The following is a 13,834-nucleotide window of genomic DNA, read 5'->3' as shown; positions in this document are numbered from 1 at the left end:
AATACCATATCAAAACAAAAATGAATAATACTAACGAAAATAAATCAGTAGTGATGCTTGGAGCAAGTGGAGCCGTGGGCACACAAGCTTTAAACCGCTTTTTAAAGTCAAAACAACTTACAAGCTTGATTCTGTTAGGAAGACGATCTATTGACGCTATACAGGCTGATTTTGTGCAGCAACATGAAATCAATATTTTTGATCCAGCCACTTATGAGTCTTTTGTAAAAAATGCATCCGTGGGCATTTGTACATTAGGGGTAGGCGAACCTTCTAAAATGAGTAAAGAAGAGTTTCTGAAGATAGACAAACAAGCCGTTTTAGATTTTGCTCGAATATGTAAAAAAAACGGAGTTCAACATTTTGAACTTTTGTCTTCAGTGGGAATTAGCGCCACTTCGTCTAACTTTTTTTTGAGAACCAAAGGAGAATTAGTAGCCGAATTAGAAAAACTTCACTTTGATCGCTTGAGTATCTTTCAACCCTCCATGATTTTAACGCCAACCAATAGATACGGTCTTTCGCAGGCCATTGTTTTAAAAGTATGGCCTAAACTAAATTTTATTCTTCAAGGAAAGTGGCGAAAATACCGAGGGATAGCAGTAGAGAAATTAGGTACAGCGATAGCAAACAACATTTTTACAACTGGAAAAGGGTTAGAAATTTTACAATACGACGACTTTAATAAAATAAGTAACTAGGTATGATTAAAAATAAAAGCTGATTGCAGAAAACAGCATTCGCCATGAGCAAGATAAAATTGCTCAAAAAATATTCCTGAACAACATAGTCTCCTCGACACAAAAAAATTAAGTAAATGACTAATAATTTTGCTTTTATAAAAACGGATAAAAAACTAATCAAACTTTACTTTGATGAAATAACAGTGATTAAAGGTTTAGGGAATTACGTTGAAATTTTAACGATTGAAAATAAAAAATACATTTACTATAAATCCTTAAAAGAATTGATTGACAATTTGCCAAATGAATTTATGCGAGTCCATAATTCGTATATCGTGAATTTAACAAATATAGATTCTTTCGAAGACAATCATATTCTATTAAACGAAACTAAAATTTCGGTTTCAAAAAGTTACCGAGAATGTCTGAATACTGCAATTAATAAGTTACTGCTGTAACAACCAAATCGAATTTGAAGTCTTTTGCATAAAAAATCCAGAAGAGTACATAAATATTTTTTTTAACGGAATTAAAGGTAGTTAGTTTGTTTTCAAATCATACAATAGGATACGAACCGTCTTAAAACTAATTATTTTAATTATGCTAACTCAACAAGGAAATTTACAACAGCTGAAAACAGAAAAATACAATCCGTTAATTGAAGATACTGCAACAATAAACGGTTTAATGAAAGCGTTTTACGAAGTTGTTTCAGGCGAAGCTGGGAAAAAAAGACAATGGGAAAGAGATTTGTCCATTCACAATCCAAATGCAATTTATTCCTATATCTCAAATGTCAACGGAGAATTAAAACAACTAACTTTATCCGTTAAGGATTTTCATAAAGAAACCGACGATATGGTTTTAGAAACGGCCTTTTATGAAACAGAAATTAATCGAGAAGTAAAAGTATTCGGAAATATTGCAAATGTTTGGAGTACGTATGAAACTCGATTAGAAAAAAATGGCATTGTGGCACGACGCGGCATAAATAGCATCCAGCTTTTTTACGCTGACGACAGATGGGAAATTATTTCTGTAGTTTTTGACAGAGAAACAGAAAACAATAGAATTCCACAAACTTTTGATCCCAAATAAAAAGTACAAGAAAAACGCTCACTAACGGTTAAGTACTATTTGGTACTGAATAGCCCAAAAATCGATCGATCGCAGCGAAATGGTCACTAGAACCTCAAAGCAAGCGCACGAAGCACCACGAGCAATACTAAAGCAATCGTACCATAGTTTTTTACTATTTCAAAATTTAATAGCCTCTCATAAATAATGTATCTTTATGGGAGATTTTTTTTATCTAAAACTATTAAATAACAGCATATGAATATTGTCATAATAGGCGGAGGATTTGCAGGGATTAACCTAGCCAAAGAACTTTTAAACCAAAAAGGAATTCAAGTAACTCTTGTTGACAAAAACAATTACAATTTCTTCCCACCGCTGATTTATCAGGTGGCTACCGCCTTTCTGGAACCATCCAGTATCAGTTATCCTTTCCGTAAATTTTTTGCAGGAAAGAAGAACTTGCAGTTTCGTCTTGGCAAACTCCTAAAAGTAGTACCATCCGAAAATAAAATTATATTGCACAACGGTGAGTTGAGCTACGACCATCTGGTTTTTGCCACTGGTGCCGAAACGAGTTATTTCGGAATGGAAAATGTAAAGAAAAATGCCATTCCGATGAAAACACTCAATGACGCCATCGAAATGCGGAACACTATCTTAAAAAATTTAGAAAAAGCGGCTATTTGTAAGGATATCCGTGAACGTCGTAAACTACTGACCATTGTTGTAGCCGGCGGAGGACCTACAGGAGTAGAAGTTTCTGGTATGTACGCCGAAATGAGAAAAAGCATTTTCCAAAAAGAATACCCAGAACTAGGAACCACGGCCAGTAATATCTATTTAATTGATGGAGGACCTGCGTTGCTTGCGCCTATGAGCAAAGCATCACAGGAAGACACGCTTGAAGCACTTACTAATTTAGGAGTCGTTGTACAATTGAATACTCAGGTTACCGATTACGTAGATGACACGGTATTTTTATCTACTGGAGAAACGATTCAAACAAAAAATTTAATATGGGCTGCCGGTGTTTCAGCTATGGTATTTGAAGGCATACCAGCCGAAAGTTACGGTCGCGGAAGAAGAATGGCTACCGATGATTTTAATAAAGTAAACGGAACGGAGAATATATACGCGATAGGCGATACTTGCATCCAACTCACCGATACCGATTTTCCTGGTGGACACCCACAAGTGGCACAAGTCGCAATTCAACAAGGGCTCAATTTAGCAGAAAACTTCAAGTTAATGGGTAGCAACAAACCTTTAATACCTTTTAAATATAACGATAAAGGATCGATGGCCATTATAGGTAGAAATAAGGCTGTCGTTGATTTACCCAAACCAAAAATGCATTTCAAAGGCTTTTTTGCTTGGTTAATATGGTTATTTATCCACCTTATCTCACTGATAACATATCGTAACAGGGTGCAAACCTTCTTTAACTGGATGATTTCTTATTTCTCTCAAGATCAATCATTGCGAATGATCATCAGACCAGATAAGACAAAGAAGAAAAGTAATAATTAATTTTTAAATATATAAGTCATATAAGTTTTCTTGTAGTGCGGTTTAACTATAAATCACTCTTACTATTTGTGACGCTGAAAGCGTCTCGGCAAATTTGCTCATAGCTATTGAGACGCTTTCAGCGAGACAAACTAAGTAGTACTTTTTTTGAGTAAAATTCTACCAAGAAATGTATAATTAATTAAAGTAATTTAGTGAAATACTATCGTAACTTTTACAGAATTAGTGAAAATTGGTGGGATTCGTGTCTAAAGAAATTGTAGTACATGTTACATTGAGATGCTTGCAGCGTGACAAACTAAGTAGTACAGTTTTTGAGTAAAATTCTCCTAAGAATTACACAATTAATTTAAAAAAATTAGTGAAATACTATTGTAACTTTTACAGCATTAGTGAAAATTGGTGGAATTCGTGTCTAAAGAAATTTTAGTACATGTTACGGTCATATAAGTTTTCTGTAGACTTTATTTCCACAACTCCTCTGACTTCTATCTAAGCAAAGCTTCTTTTTAAAGACAAAAAAGTCTATGTCTCTATGTGGTTAAAAAAAAGAAATTACTCTCGTCTACACTAATCCTCTGGCTTCTTTAACTTATATGTTTAAAAACACAATACCCTAATATCTTACTTTTATCTTCCGTTTTCCAACATTCAAAAGAACAAAAGCCGCGATAGTAGATACCGCCATGATGATAACCATAGGCACCATAGAATCTTTTAGAAAAATCCCAACTGCAAACGAAGCCAAGGCTCCCAATCCTAATTGAATGGCACCCATTAAAGCCGAGGCACTTCCAGCATTTTTGGCAAATGGAGCCAGTGTCAAACCAGCGGTATTGGGGTTAGATAAGCCTATACAAGCTAGAAATAGAAATAACATCGCTATGGTTTCGTACAATCCCAAAAGATTATTTTCGGCAGCAATTAAAAAAGCAATAACGGTAATTGTTTGTGTCAATAAAGCACCATAAATAATTTGCTCGCTTGTAAACCATCTCAGTAAAACCGAATTTAGTTGGCTCGCCAAAATAAAACTCAAAGACATAAACGCAAAAATCCAACCGTAGGTTTTAGGATCTACCTTAAATAAATCCATGAATAGAATAGGGGAGGCTGCTACATAGGTGAACAAACCAGAAAAGGCAATCGCACCAGTAAAAGCATAGGTATAAAATTGAGGTTCTTTAAGGACACTTAAAAAATTCAGAATAATCGGTTTTGGTTTTAATGAAATCGTGCGGTCTGGAGCATAGGTATCGGGCAAACCAAATTGAGCCGCCAATAAAATAGCAATTCCAATGCACATTAAGATAAAAAACACGGTATGCCAACCGTAATAATCTGTTACGTAACCACCGACAGTAGGCGCTAACATTGGCGAAATCCCAACAACCAGCATCAGTAAAGAAAATACTTTAGGAATATCACGTACCGGAAACAAATCGCGCACCATAGAAACCGAAGCCACCGTAGCAGCACAACTTCCTACAGCTTGTATGAATCGCAAACCAATAAACGTATCAATGTCAGTAACAAATGCGCAACCCAAGGATGCCAAAATGTAAACCAGCAGTCCTATAAACAATGGTTTTTTTCTACCATAACGGTCTAATAACGGACCGTACAGCAATTGCCCTGCCGAAATCCCTATAAAATAACTCGATAAGGTCATGGCTACTTTGGCCACGGTGGTATTCAAGTCTGTTGCAATGGCCGAAAAACCAGGTAAATACATATCTATTGAAAACGGGCCAAGTGCGGTAAGAAAACCTAAAATTAAAACGAGTTGGAAATATTTTAATTTAGATTGATGTGTAGTAGTACTCAAAATTGCTTTTTTATTTTTTTGCAAATGTAAATATTTAGAATCCGAAAATGGCAAGCATCTTATGTAATATAACACCACTTTTCATAATTCCTTTTTCTAGGAGCTTTTCTCGCTATTCGTTTCAAGCTTTATGACCTTCAACCCTTTTTCTAGGTTGTGGCAGGCGCTTCCTTTGGTCGCACTGCCACAACCAGAAAAAAGTAGTTTCAGTCCATAAAGGCTTTTCACTGCTATCGAGGCTAGAGGATAGTGCAAATGAATCTCGTTTACGGTTTTCCGTAAAGAAACTATCTATTAAGAAAGTATATTTGAAAACAATGCAGAGCGTTATTTTTTATCAGAATAATCGTAAAAAAAGTATATATTTGATAATTGAGGTAAATCCTTTATCCAAATAATATTATTTGTCTATGCGATATTATGCGAAGACTCTCTACATTTTGTGTGCAATTCTAAAAAAAAACGTAAATGGATAAAATTTTATTTTTCAATACAGCTTGGATGGACGGTTATCAAGGAATTGTAGATGACCAAATGCAAGGTGGAGGAAAACATATTGAAAAACATGGTTGGGGTGGAGAAATGTTTAATTTTAAGCCGTCAAAAAAGAGAATGTTTGGATATGGCCAAGTTGGAGGGCAAATAAACTTAAACCGTCTCGGAGCAAAAAAAATAGATAAAGCGATTGATAATATAACAATTGTTTGGGTAGCAAAAAAACCATTTTCTGGAGGTAATTATATTGTCGGTTGGTATAAAAATGCCACCGTTTATCGCAATGAACAAAGTCCAGAAAAAAACTCTAATAGAGCATGGAATGATTATGAAATTGGGTATTTTGTTACCGCAAAAGAAGAAGACGCTAAATTATTAACAAGAGATGAAAGAATTGTTCAAATACCAAGAGGTAAAGGCGGTATGGGACAAAGAAACATTTGGTATGGTGATAACAATCCTGACTTTACTGATCAAGTATTTAACTATATAAAAAGTGGCCAATTTCCAAAACCTAAAAGTATTAGCAAAAGTATAGCGCGACAAACAGACCCATTAAAACGAATTGAAGTTGAAACCCTCGCTGTTAAAAAAGTAATTGAACATTATAAAAAACTAGGGTACGAAATTCAGTCGGTTGAAAAGGACAATGTAGGTTGGGACTTAAACGCTACTAACGGAAAAATCAATTTAAAATTAGAAGTTAAAGGTTTATCAGGAAAAGACATTGCAACTGAATTGACACCAAATGAATATAAAAACTTAAAAGCAGACAAAGGAAATTATAGACTTTGCGTTGTTGTTGAAACATTGACATCGCCGAAGCTTTCAATTTTCGCTTATTCTATTGACAATAATGAATGGACAAGCGAAAATGGAATAATTTTAAAGTTTGAGGAAAGAATAAGTGCTAAAATATATTAATGATACAATGCTTAGTATACTGCCAGTTACATGTTATATTAGGCTTTATTGGAGTTGTCATTTCGTAATGAGGTTTAAATTTAACCAAATATACTTGGATTACGAATCTTTGAATAAATTGTAGTTCCCAAATGTTTATGGCACTGCTAAAAATGACAGAAAATAACGATGAATAAAGAAATGACCGGCTACGTAATTTATAGTAAGAACAAAAAAAAACAAGTTCCTTTAGGTGTTGTTTCAGAAGAGTACGACTGTAAAGCAGTGATTGAAAACATACCAACTCGAATTAAGGAATATTTAGTTCCGATAGAAGATAAACGTTTTTTTGAGCACAGAGGAATTGACATAAAAGGTATTTCAAGAGCTTTATTAGAAAATTTTAAAGCAGGAAAGATAGTTCAAGGTGGTAGCACAATTACTCAACAATTAGCCCGAAATCTACTTAAAGATAATTCTAAAACAATTTCAAGAAAGGTAAGAGAAACGATTAAAGCGATTCAAATCGAAGATCAATACTCAAAAGATGAAATTCTAAACCTTTATTTTAATAATGTTTATTTTGGTAAAAATTTAAGAGGAATTAGGGTTGCAGGATTGTATTATTTTGGAAAAGAAACTAATAAGTTAAGTCATTCAGAACTATTATACTTGTTAACTATTCTTCGAGGTCCTAATTATTATGTAAAAAGACCTGAAATTGCAATTGAACGATATAAATATATAAGTAATACATTGTACGACAGTAAATTAATATCAAAAAATAGAAATAAGAAAAATTTAAAGTCAAAAATATGTTTAGATAATAATCAATTAAAATGTATAAAAGAAATTGCGATTCCATATATAACACAAACTGTAGATCACAAAGAAAAAAAGATAAACTCAACGATAGATAATAGATATTAAGATTCAAAAGTTTGCTGAAAAATTTGTAAAAGACTCAAAATATCCAGTATCAATAATTGCAATCAGAAAAAATGAGGTTGTAGCTTTTAGTAGTAGTTATGGTACAGACTATCCTTTTATTTCTAAAACAAATGTTGGTTCAACATTAAAACCATTTTTGTATTGTCATTTTCGAGATGAAGGAATTTCAAAGTATGAGAAATTCATCGCGTTCGAAAATAAATTGAATTGGGACGTAAGAGAAGTTGGATACCGTAAAAAGCAATTAGATTTACAAGAAGCTCTTCTCTACTCCAATAATAATTCATTTTTAAATGCTGCAAGTAAAGTTGGTTTGGAGAATTCATTGCAATTTCTCGCTAAGACTTTTAACCGTGAAAGTAACGAGTTTTATCCATCAAGTTTATTGGGCGCAACAAAAAATGGAATATCACTCTACGAACTTGCCTTAAGCTACTCTAGTTTTTTCACACCAAACAATCTAAGCGAAAGTAAAATTGAATGTTTATCAATTCTTAACAGAATTTTTTCAGACAAACTAGGATTTAACGTTGAAAATGCTTTTTTAAAAACTGGAACTACAAATGGCAATAAGGAACGATTTGCCGTTTTAGGTAATCCTGATTTAACATTTGCTGTCCTAAGAAATGAGAATCCAATAAATGATCGATCAAAAGAGGGTGGTTTTATTAAGCAGATTTCAAGAAGTTTTATTTTATATTTCAAGACAAATAAAAACTACGTATGGATTTAAAAGAAATTATCACTAATGCTGATCCTAATGTCGTCATTTTTCTGTCGACCACTTTAATTGCTTTTATATCTTGGTTAGTAAAGAGCCTAGTCGAAAAGCCAATTGCGGATTCGAAAAACACCTTCAATAAATTTATCGAAAGGAGAATTGAGATTCTTACTGAAGTAAAATCAAGACTAAATTTTATAGCTTATTTCCCTGAAGGGAATGATAGCTTAGAATACAAAGAACAACTTCAATCTATAATTCTTAAAGATGGTAAAACTGGTTACTTGAGTAAGGAAATATTTGATTCTATTTTAAAAATTTCAATTGACCCTGCAACAAATGAGGTATTGCTATTAAGCACGATTGAAAGAATCGATGAAGATTTGTATTTGCAAATTTCCAAAATTCAAGATGAAATTACATTTTACAGAAAATTTTCAAACTATAATCCACTTAGACGTTTTATAGGATTAACTCTACTTTCGTTGCAATACATTATCTCATTGTCATTAGTAGTTTTAGTATTGTTTCTTTTAATAGATCTTTTTTCTGAGGTAAGCAACTATATAAGAATTGGCATTTTAATATTATTGGTTTTCGGCCTTCATTTTATCGACAAGTGGCTTAAGAAATAAGAGAAGTATCGCAACCATAAACTATTTGGATTGATTTAGATTTTTATAGATTAGTTATGTTAGATTACATTTAATGGAAATATCCGTATCCAAAATCTTTCAACGGTTAAAAGTGCACAGAAGTTATCAACCACAAAAAACCGTAATAGACCTACAACTCTATTGCGGTTTTTTAATTTCCAAACAAATTAGAATAGCCTTTACTTACTTACCACTAACATAATTCCAGATAAAAAGAGTAGTCCTAATATTATTTTTTTAATCAGCACATCATCAAGTTTTAAATAGACTTTTTTGCCTAAAAATAAGGCGAGTATAAAAAAGGGTAATACATAAATGGCATTATACACCTGGTGCATCGTCATTAAACCCGTTACTACCAAAACGGGTATTCGCATTAGCGTTACCAAACCCAAAGTGCCAAACATTGTCGCTCTAAACGTCTTTACATCGGTCGTTTCATTTTGTACAATCATCACATACAATGGGCCTCCAGTCGAAAATACGCCAGAGAAGAAACCTCCTAAAAAACCAAAAACTCCCTTGATTTTCCCTAAGTTCATAGTCGGTTTTTTAGTTCGTAAACTATTCAAAACAAATAGAATCACAAAAACACCTAAGGCCTTTTTTAGAAAAAGTGGTTTCCCATAAATCAAAACAATAACACCTACAAGAACGCCAAAAAACGAAGAGATAGCCAGCTTTTTGAGTAAGATTTTATCGATATCCTTCCATTCCTTATAAACATAAATAGGAGTGGAGATCAAATAAAACATCGAAATATAAGACACCGCCTCAGATAAAGGCATCACACACAATAAAAAAGGCAAAGCAATCAACGCACCAGCAAAGCCAATAATCGTTTGAATAAAAAACCCTGTAAATATCCCAATAGTAAGTAATAATAACGTTGTATCCATGGTACAAAATTACTATTCAACGTACTATTCTTGAAATTTATTCCATCGATAAAATAGCTTTTATCCATAATAAAATGGTATTTTTAGGCTTAAAAACTTTTTTAATGGTTGATACAATAGATTTAAAGATAATAGCGCAATTAGAGATAAACGCAAGAGCTTCCTATGTCGATATTGGCAAACAAATAGGACTTTCACCATCTTCGGTACGGGAGCGCATCCAAAAACTGGAGGATAACGAAATCATTACCGGCTATAAATTATCGCTCAACAATCAAAAACTGGGTTATGGTTTAGAGGTTTTTATAATGTTTAAGTTGTTTAGCGGGAAGCTAAATACTTTTTGCAAGCAGCTAAATGAATTTCCTGAAATAAGCGAAGTCAATAGAATTACGGGGACGCATAATATATTTATGAAAGTGGTTTTAGTAGATCAATTGCATTTGCAGAAGTTCATTGATCGTTTACTCGTTTATGGCGAACCTACAACTCACTTAATTTTATCAGACTTAAAAAATTCAAATACAATTTGACTTCAAAAAACTTTTACACCGCAAATTCGCAAATTTAGAAATAATTAAGATTTGCAAATTTGCGGTTAATATTCGTGATCCAAGCAGCCAAACTTTAAGTCTATAGTGGTTTCGTTCTAACTGTGCCCACAAGCCATATTTCGAAAAAAAACCATAGGAGTGAAGCTTCATGAAAAATAATGCGCAAAAAAAAGCCTGACAGATAAAGAGTTATCTATCAGGCTTCAATCAAACTATTGTTTTTCTTATCCTTGAATATCAACTACTTCAAGGTCAAAAATCAACTCTTTTCCTGCCAAAGGATGATTACCGTCAATCACGATAGTCGCTTCTTTCACTTTAACGATAAGCAAATTCATTTCGTTTCCATCAGAAGATTTAGAAACTAACCCCATTCCAACCTCAGGTGTAATATCCTCAGGAAGTTGGCTTTTATCTACTTCTTGAATTAAATCTTGGCGCGCTTCACCATAAGCATCCTCTTGTGAAATAGTTATTGTTTTTTTCTCGTTTAATTTCATATCGATTAGCCCTTTTTCAAATCCGGGAATCAATTTTCCTTGTCCTAAAGTAAACTCTAAAGGTTCTTTTCCTTCTGAAGTATCAAATACTTGACCATCTGATAATTTTCCAACGTAATGTACCTTAACTGTGTTGTTCTCTCTAACTTGAATCATAAAATTGTTTTTTTAATTTTAAAAATACGATTTGTGTAATTTTTACCCATTGCGTATTTAAATTTAAACTTACGTTTTCTTATGCGCCAAAACCATTCCAAAGTAGTAATAAATGAAGCAAATTTAGAAAAAAGACCATATTTGCACCTAATATTTCTAAAACCTAAGAATAACGCATTAATTTGTGAATAATGATAGCTATTGAAAAGTTTCGAACATTTTATTTTATGCCATAATACTACTGACAGTGTTGTCAGTGACATGATTTGGAACCCTATAATTATATAACTAATAATAGGAATCTCGGCCAACTTTTGGCTGGTTTTTTAGTACTTTTATACTTTCGAATACATAAAATAGTACCGTTTTAAAGATAAAATCCATGGCAACTTCTAAAAGTATAAATCCCGCAACAGGAGAAACAATCAAAGAATACACCCGAATTTCTACTAATGAAGCGCTAGAAAAAATAGCAGCTTCCAAAAAGGAATTTCATCAATGGAAACAAAAAACATTTGAAGAAAGAGCCAAACTAATGTACGCATTAGCCGATGTTCTTGATTCGAACAAAGAAGAATACGCACAACTGGCGACCCGAGAAATGGGTAAAGTAATTGGTCAAGCCCGCAAAGAAATTGAAAAATGTGCTTGGGTATGTAGGTATTATGCAGAACATGCAGCCACACTATTAGCTGATGAAGACGTAAAAACCGAGGCTACCAAGAGTTATGTTACCTTTCAGCCTAGTGGAGTAGTACTTGCAGTAATGCCTTGGAACTTTCCTTTTTATCAAGCGATTCGGTTTGCTGCTCCTTCATTAATGGCTGGAAATACTGGAGTTTTAAAACACGCTTCAAATGTTCAAGGTTGTGCCTTGGCAATTGAAGAAGCTTTCCTTAAAGCAGGTTTTCCAAAAGGCGTTTTTACAAATTTGAATGTAGATTCCAAAGACGTTAAAAAACTGATCGAAGATAAAAATATCGCCGCCATTACACTTACTGGAAGTGATGCTGCTGGTCGTTCTATTGCGGCAATTGCAGGGCAAAACTTAAAGAAAACGGTGATGGAACTGGGCGGAAGTGATGCCTACATTATTCTGGACGACGTAGATTTAGAAAAAGCAACTGACTTAGCTACTTTGGGCCGACTGCAAAACAACGGACAAACCTGTATAGCTGCCAAACGATTTATTGTTCACGATGCAATCTATGATGATTTTTTGGCTTTATTCACTACGAAAATGAAGGCGGCAAAAATGGGGGAACCAACCAATGAAGATTCTTACTACGGGCCGATGGCAAGGCTGGATTTAAGAGATGAATTGCACGAACAAGTACAAAAAACAATCCAACAAGGAGGCCGTTTGGTTCTTGGAGGAACAATCCCCGAAGGAAAAGGCGCCTATTATCCTGCAAGTATATTGGTTGATCTAAAACCAGGAATGGAAGCCTTTGACAACGAATTATTTGGCCCCGTAGCCTCAGTGATACGCGCAAAAGATGATGCGCATGCTGTGGAATTGGCTAACAATTCTCAATTTGGTTTGGGTTCAGGAGTATTCACTAAAGATATACAACGCGGAGAAAAATTAGCACTACAGTTGGAAGCGGGGAGTAGCTTTGTCAATAAACTGGTAGTTTCTGATCCCAGATTGCCTTTTGGCGGAATCAAAAATAGTGGTTACGGTAGAGAACTCGCTGCTTATGGTATTCGGGAATTTGTAAATACCAAAACGATTTGGATTGACTAAAATATAAATATTCTTCTCTTCTATATTGTGACTAAACACTTTTTAGAACATATAGGAGGGAGGCTTACTTTGATTTTTGAATAGCACTTTCAAACAAATCTACTTAACTTGCGCAAGCAGTTCGTTTTAAAAGCATATACTCACCTTCATTTTTAAACTCCCGTATTGATTTACCCACATAACGCTTAAAGGTTTTTGAGAGATGACTCACATCCGTAAAACCTAACTCATCGGCGATTTCTGTAAGTGTATAATCTGAATTCAGTAACCGTATTTCTACCAGTTTGATCTTGGCCTTAATGATATATTCCCTTAATGGTAGATTGACTTGCTTTTTGAAAAACTCGCTGACATAGGTGGGTGACATCATAAAAACATCAGCCAAATGCTCAATTTTTAAGCGTTCTGACTTGTGTATGTTTTCATTTATATAGGTGAGCATCTTGGTAATTCGATCGTCAGAATTAGTAGCAGACACTTCAGAATAACTGCTCTTTTTTATATTCCGAATCAGTATTTCTAAAACACTAGTCATTAAGCTGGTCACTAAATTGATAGAATCTTTGCCATAATTTCTAGTTTCTTGCAAAATCATAGCAATCAAACTTTCTAAATGATTCCTGTCAATATCACTTTTAATTATATCTCCTGGCAATTGGTTGTAATTAGAAAGGATATAAGAAGCTTCTTTAAACCATTCGTTTCTATCTATAGTGATGCGATTTACATTTTTAAAGAAAGAGTCCGTAAACTTTAAAAACACAAAATTAGTCGGTGCATTTATAGTAAAGGAATGGCATTTTAAAGGAGGTAATAAGAACATACTTCCTTTGCTATAGCTGTAATTATTGTAGTTGATACATTGCGTGCCTTCTCCATTTTTGACTAAAACCAGTTCAAAAAAATTGTTTTTAACAGGACGTTGTTTCCACTCAGTTAATTCTACTTCTTGTATTTCAAATGGTTTATATGCTTCTAAAACTTCCATAATGATGTTATTTTGATGTAAAGCTAGATAAAAAATGTCAATACAGACTAAAAGTGTATATATAAACCTTTAAAAGTACATGAATACCCTTTTATATTACCTTAAAATAAGTGTATTCTGGTTTTACCTTTGTACCCAAA

The 13,834-nt window shown here is 33.6% G+C and carries 14 protein-coding genes; 10 read left to right on the top strand and 4 right to left on the bottom strand.

The window, feature by feature from the left end; all coding sequences use genetic code 11:
• The first annotated feature begins 20 nt into the window (after positions 1–20).
• The 4 genes from BLV35_RS08730 to BLV35_RS08715 all read left to right on the top strand — a co-directional run bounded on the left by BLV35_RS08730 (position 21) and on the right by BLV35_RS08715 (position 3,293).
• Entirely contained in the window at positions 21–701 is a 681-nt protein-coding gene (locus BLV35_RS08730; protein WP_218133007.1) for a Rossmann-fold NAD(P)-binding domain-containing protein, read from the top strand.
• 116 nt (positions 702–817) lie between these two features.
• Positions 818–1,141, top strand: coding sequence for a LytR/AlgR family response regulator transcription factor (locus tag BLV35_RS08725; protein ID WP_091088094.1), 324 nt, complete (start codon positions 818–820; stop codon positions 1,139–1,141).
• A gap of 142 nt (positions 1,142–1,283) precedes the next feature.
• Positions 1,284–1,781 carry a hypothetical protein gene (locus BLV35_RS08720; RefSeq protein WP_245712035.1) on the top strand — a complete coding sequence of 166 codons (498 nt, stop codon included), beginning with the start codon at positions 1,284–1,286 and terminating at the stop codon, positions 1,779–1,781.
• A 237-nt stretch (positions 1,782–2,018) separates the two neighbouring features.
• Positions 2,019–3,293, top strand: coding sequence for an NAD(P)/FAD-dependent oxidoreductase (locus tag BLV35_RS08715; RefSeq protein ID WP_091088091.1), 1,275 nt, complete (start codon positions 2,019–2,021; stop codon positions 3,291–3,293).
• Between the two features lie 616 nt (positions 3,294–3,909).
• Here the strand turns inward: BLV35_RS08715 and BLV35_RS08710 are convergent.
• Positions 3,910–5,121, bottom strand: a complete 1,212-nt coding sequence (locus BLV35_RS08710; protein WP_091088546.1) for a multidrug effflux MFS transporter — start codon at positions 5,119–5,121, stop codon at positions 3,910–3,912.
• Between the two features lie 468 nt (positions 5,122–5,589).
• On the opposite strand from BLV35_RS08710, the gene BLV35_RS08705 reads away from it, so the two are divergent.
• The 4 genes from BLV35_RS08705 to BLV35_RS08690 all read left to right on the top strand — a co-directional run bounded on the left by BLV35_RS08705 (position 5,590) and on the right by BLV35_RS08690 (position 8,826).
• Positions 5,590–6,540, top strand: coding sequence for a protein NO VEIN domain-containing protein (locus BLV35_RS08705; RefSeq protein WP_091088088.1), 951 nt, complete (start codon positions 5,590–5,592; stop codon positions 6,538–6,540).
• Positions 6,541–6,708: 168 nt separating this feature from the next.
• On the top strand, positions 6,709–7,449 hold the full coding sequence (locus BLV35_RS08700) for a biosynthetic peptidoglycan transglycosylase (protein WP_091088085.1): 741 nt from the start codon (positions 6,709–6,711) through the stop codon (positions 7,447–7,449).
• A 223-nt stretch (positions 7,450–7,672) separates the two neighbouring features.
• The gene (locus BLV35_RS08695) at positions 7,673–8,203 is read left to right on the top strand and encodes a hypothetical protein (protein ID WP_143031847.1); all 531 of its coding nucleotides are present in this window, start codon (positions 7,673–7,675) and stop codon (positions 8,201–8,203) included.
• Entirely contained in the window at positions 8,194–8,826 is a 633-nt protein-coding gene (locus BLV35_RS08690) for a hypothetical protein (protein WP_091088078.1), read from the top strand. Before BLV35_RS08695 ends, BLV35_RS08690 begins: the two co-directional genes overlap by 10 nt.
• Before the next feature lie 200 nt (positions 8,827–9,026).
• Here BLV35_RS08690 and BLV35_RS08685 read toward each other — a convergent pair whose 3' ends face one another.
• On the bottom strand, positions 9,027–9,746 hold the full coding sequence (locus BLV35_RS08685; protein WP_091088074.1) for a sulfite exporter TauE/SafE family protein: 720 nt from the start codon (positions 9,744–9,746) through the stop codon (positions 9,027–9,029).
• 104 nt (positions 9,747–9,850) lie between these two features.
• Here BLV35_RS08685 and BLV35_RS08680 point away from each other — a divergent pair, with 104 nt between their 5' ends.
• The gene (locus BLV35_RS08680) at positions 9,851–10,279 is read left to right on the top strand and encodes an Lrp/AsnC family transcriptional regulator (protein ID WP_091088543.1); all 429 of its coding nucleotides are present in this window, start codon (positions 9,851–9,853) and stop codon (positions 10,277–10,279) included.
• A 245-nt stretch (positions 10,280–10,524) separates the two neighbouring features.
• Here the strand turns inward: BLV35_RS08680 and BLV35_RS08675 are convergent, their stop codons facing one another.
• Positions 10,525–10,956 (bottom strand): FKBP-type peptidyl-prolyl cis-trans isomerase, encoded by a 432-nt coding sequence (locus BLV35_RS08675; protein WP_091088071.1) that lies wholly within the window; start codon positions 10,954–10,956, stop codon positions 10,525–10,527.
• Between the two features lie 382 nt (positions 10,957–11,338).
• Between BLV35_RS08675 and BLV35_RS08665 the strand changes: the two genes are divergently transcribed.
• Positions 11,339–12,706 carry an NAD-dependent succinate-semialdehyde dehydrogenase gene (locus BLV35_RS08665; protein ID WP_091088064.1) on the top strand — a complete coding sequence of 456 codons (1,368 nt, stop codon included), beginning with the start codon at positions 11,339–11,341 and terminating at the stop codon, positions 12,704–12,706.
• Between the two features lie 103 nt (positions 12,707–12,809).
• On the opposite strand, the gene BLV35_RS08660 is transcribed toward BLV35_RS08665, so the two are convergent.
• Positions 12,810–13,694, bottom strand: a complete 885-nt coding sequence (locus BLV35_RS08660) for an AraC family transcriptional regulator (protein ID WP_091088061.1) — start codon at positions 13,692–13,694, stop codon at positions 12,810–12,812.
• Between the last annotated feature and the right edge of the window lie 140 nt (positions 13,695–13,834).

The organism is Flavobacterium gillisiae, assembly GCF_900107635.1.
Classification (GTDB): Bacteria; Bacteroidota; Bacteroidia; order Flavobacteriales; family Flavobacteriaceae; genus Flavobacterium; species Flavobacterium gillisiae.
The sequence above is the reverse complement of the archived record's forward strand: the minus strand, read 5'-3'. Positions and strand labels throughout refer to the sequence as shown.

Excerpts from the sequence above, each read along its gene's own strand:
- BLV35_RS08730 (WP_218133007.1), top strand. The coding sequence starts at position 21 with ATGAATAATACTAACGAAAATAAATCAGTAGTGATGCTTGGAGCAAGT.
- BLV35_RS08725 (WP_091088094.1), top strand. The coding sequence starts at position 818 with ATGACTAATAATTTTGCTTTTATAAAAACGGATAAAAAACTAATCAAA.
- BLV35_RS08720 (WP_245712035.1), top strand. The coding sequence starts at position 1,284 with ATGCTAACTCAACAAGGAAATTTACAACAGCTGAAAACAGAAAAATAC.
- BLV35_RS08715 (WP_091088091.1), top strand. The coding sequence starts at position 2,019 with ATGAATATTGTCATAATAGGCGGAGGATTTGCAGGGATTAACCTAGCC.
- BLV35_RS08705 (WP_091088088.1), top strand. The coding sequence starts at position 5,590 with ATGGATAAAATTTTATTTTTCAATACAGCTTGGATGGACGGTTATCAA.
- BLV35_RS08700 (WP_091088085.1), top strand. The coding sequence starts at position 6,709 with ATGAATAAAGAAATGACCGGCTACGTAATTTATAGTAAGAACAAAAAA.
- BLV35_RS08690 (WP_091088078.1), top strand. The coding sequence starts at position 8,194 with ATGGATTTAAAAGAAATTATCACTAATGCTGATCCTAATGTCGTCATT.
- BLV35_RS08685 (WP_091088074.1), bottom strand. The coding sequence starts at position 9,746 with ATGGATACAACGTTATTATTACTTACTATTGGGATATTTACAGGGTTT.
- BLV35_RS08680 (WP_091088543.1), top strand. The coding sequence starts at position 9,851 with ATGGTTGATACAATAGATTTAAAGATAATAGCGCAATTAGAGATAAAC.
- BLV35_RS08675 (WP_091088071.1), bottom strand. The coding sequence starts at position 10,956 with ATGATTCAAGTTAGAGAGAACAACACAGTTAAGGTACATTACGTTGGA.
- BLV35_RS08665 (WP_091088064.1), top strand. The coding sequence starts at position 11,339 with ATGGCAACTTCTAAAAGTATAAATCCCGCAACAGGAGAAACAATCAAA.
- BLV35_RS08660 (WP_091088061.1), bottom strand. The coding sequence starts at position 13,694 with ATGGAAGTTTTAGAAGCATATAAACCATTTGAAATACAAGAAGTAGAA.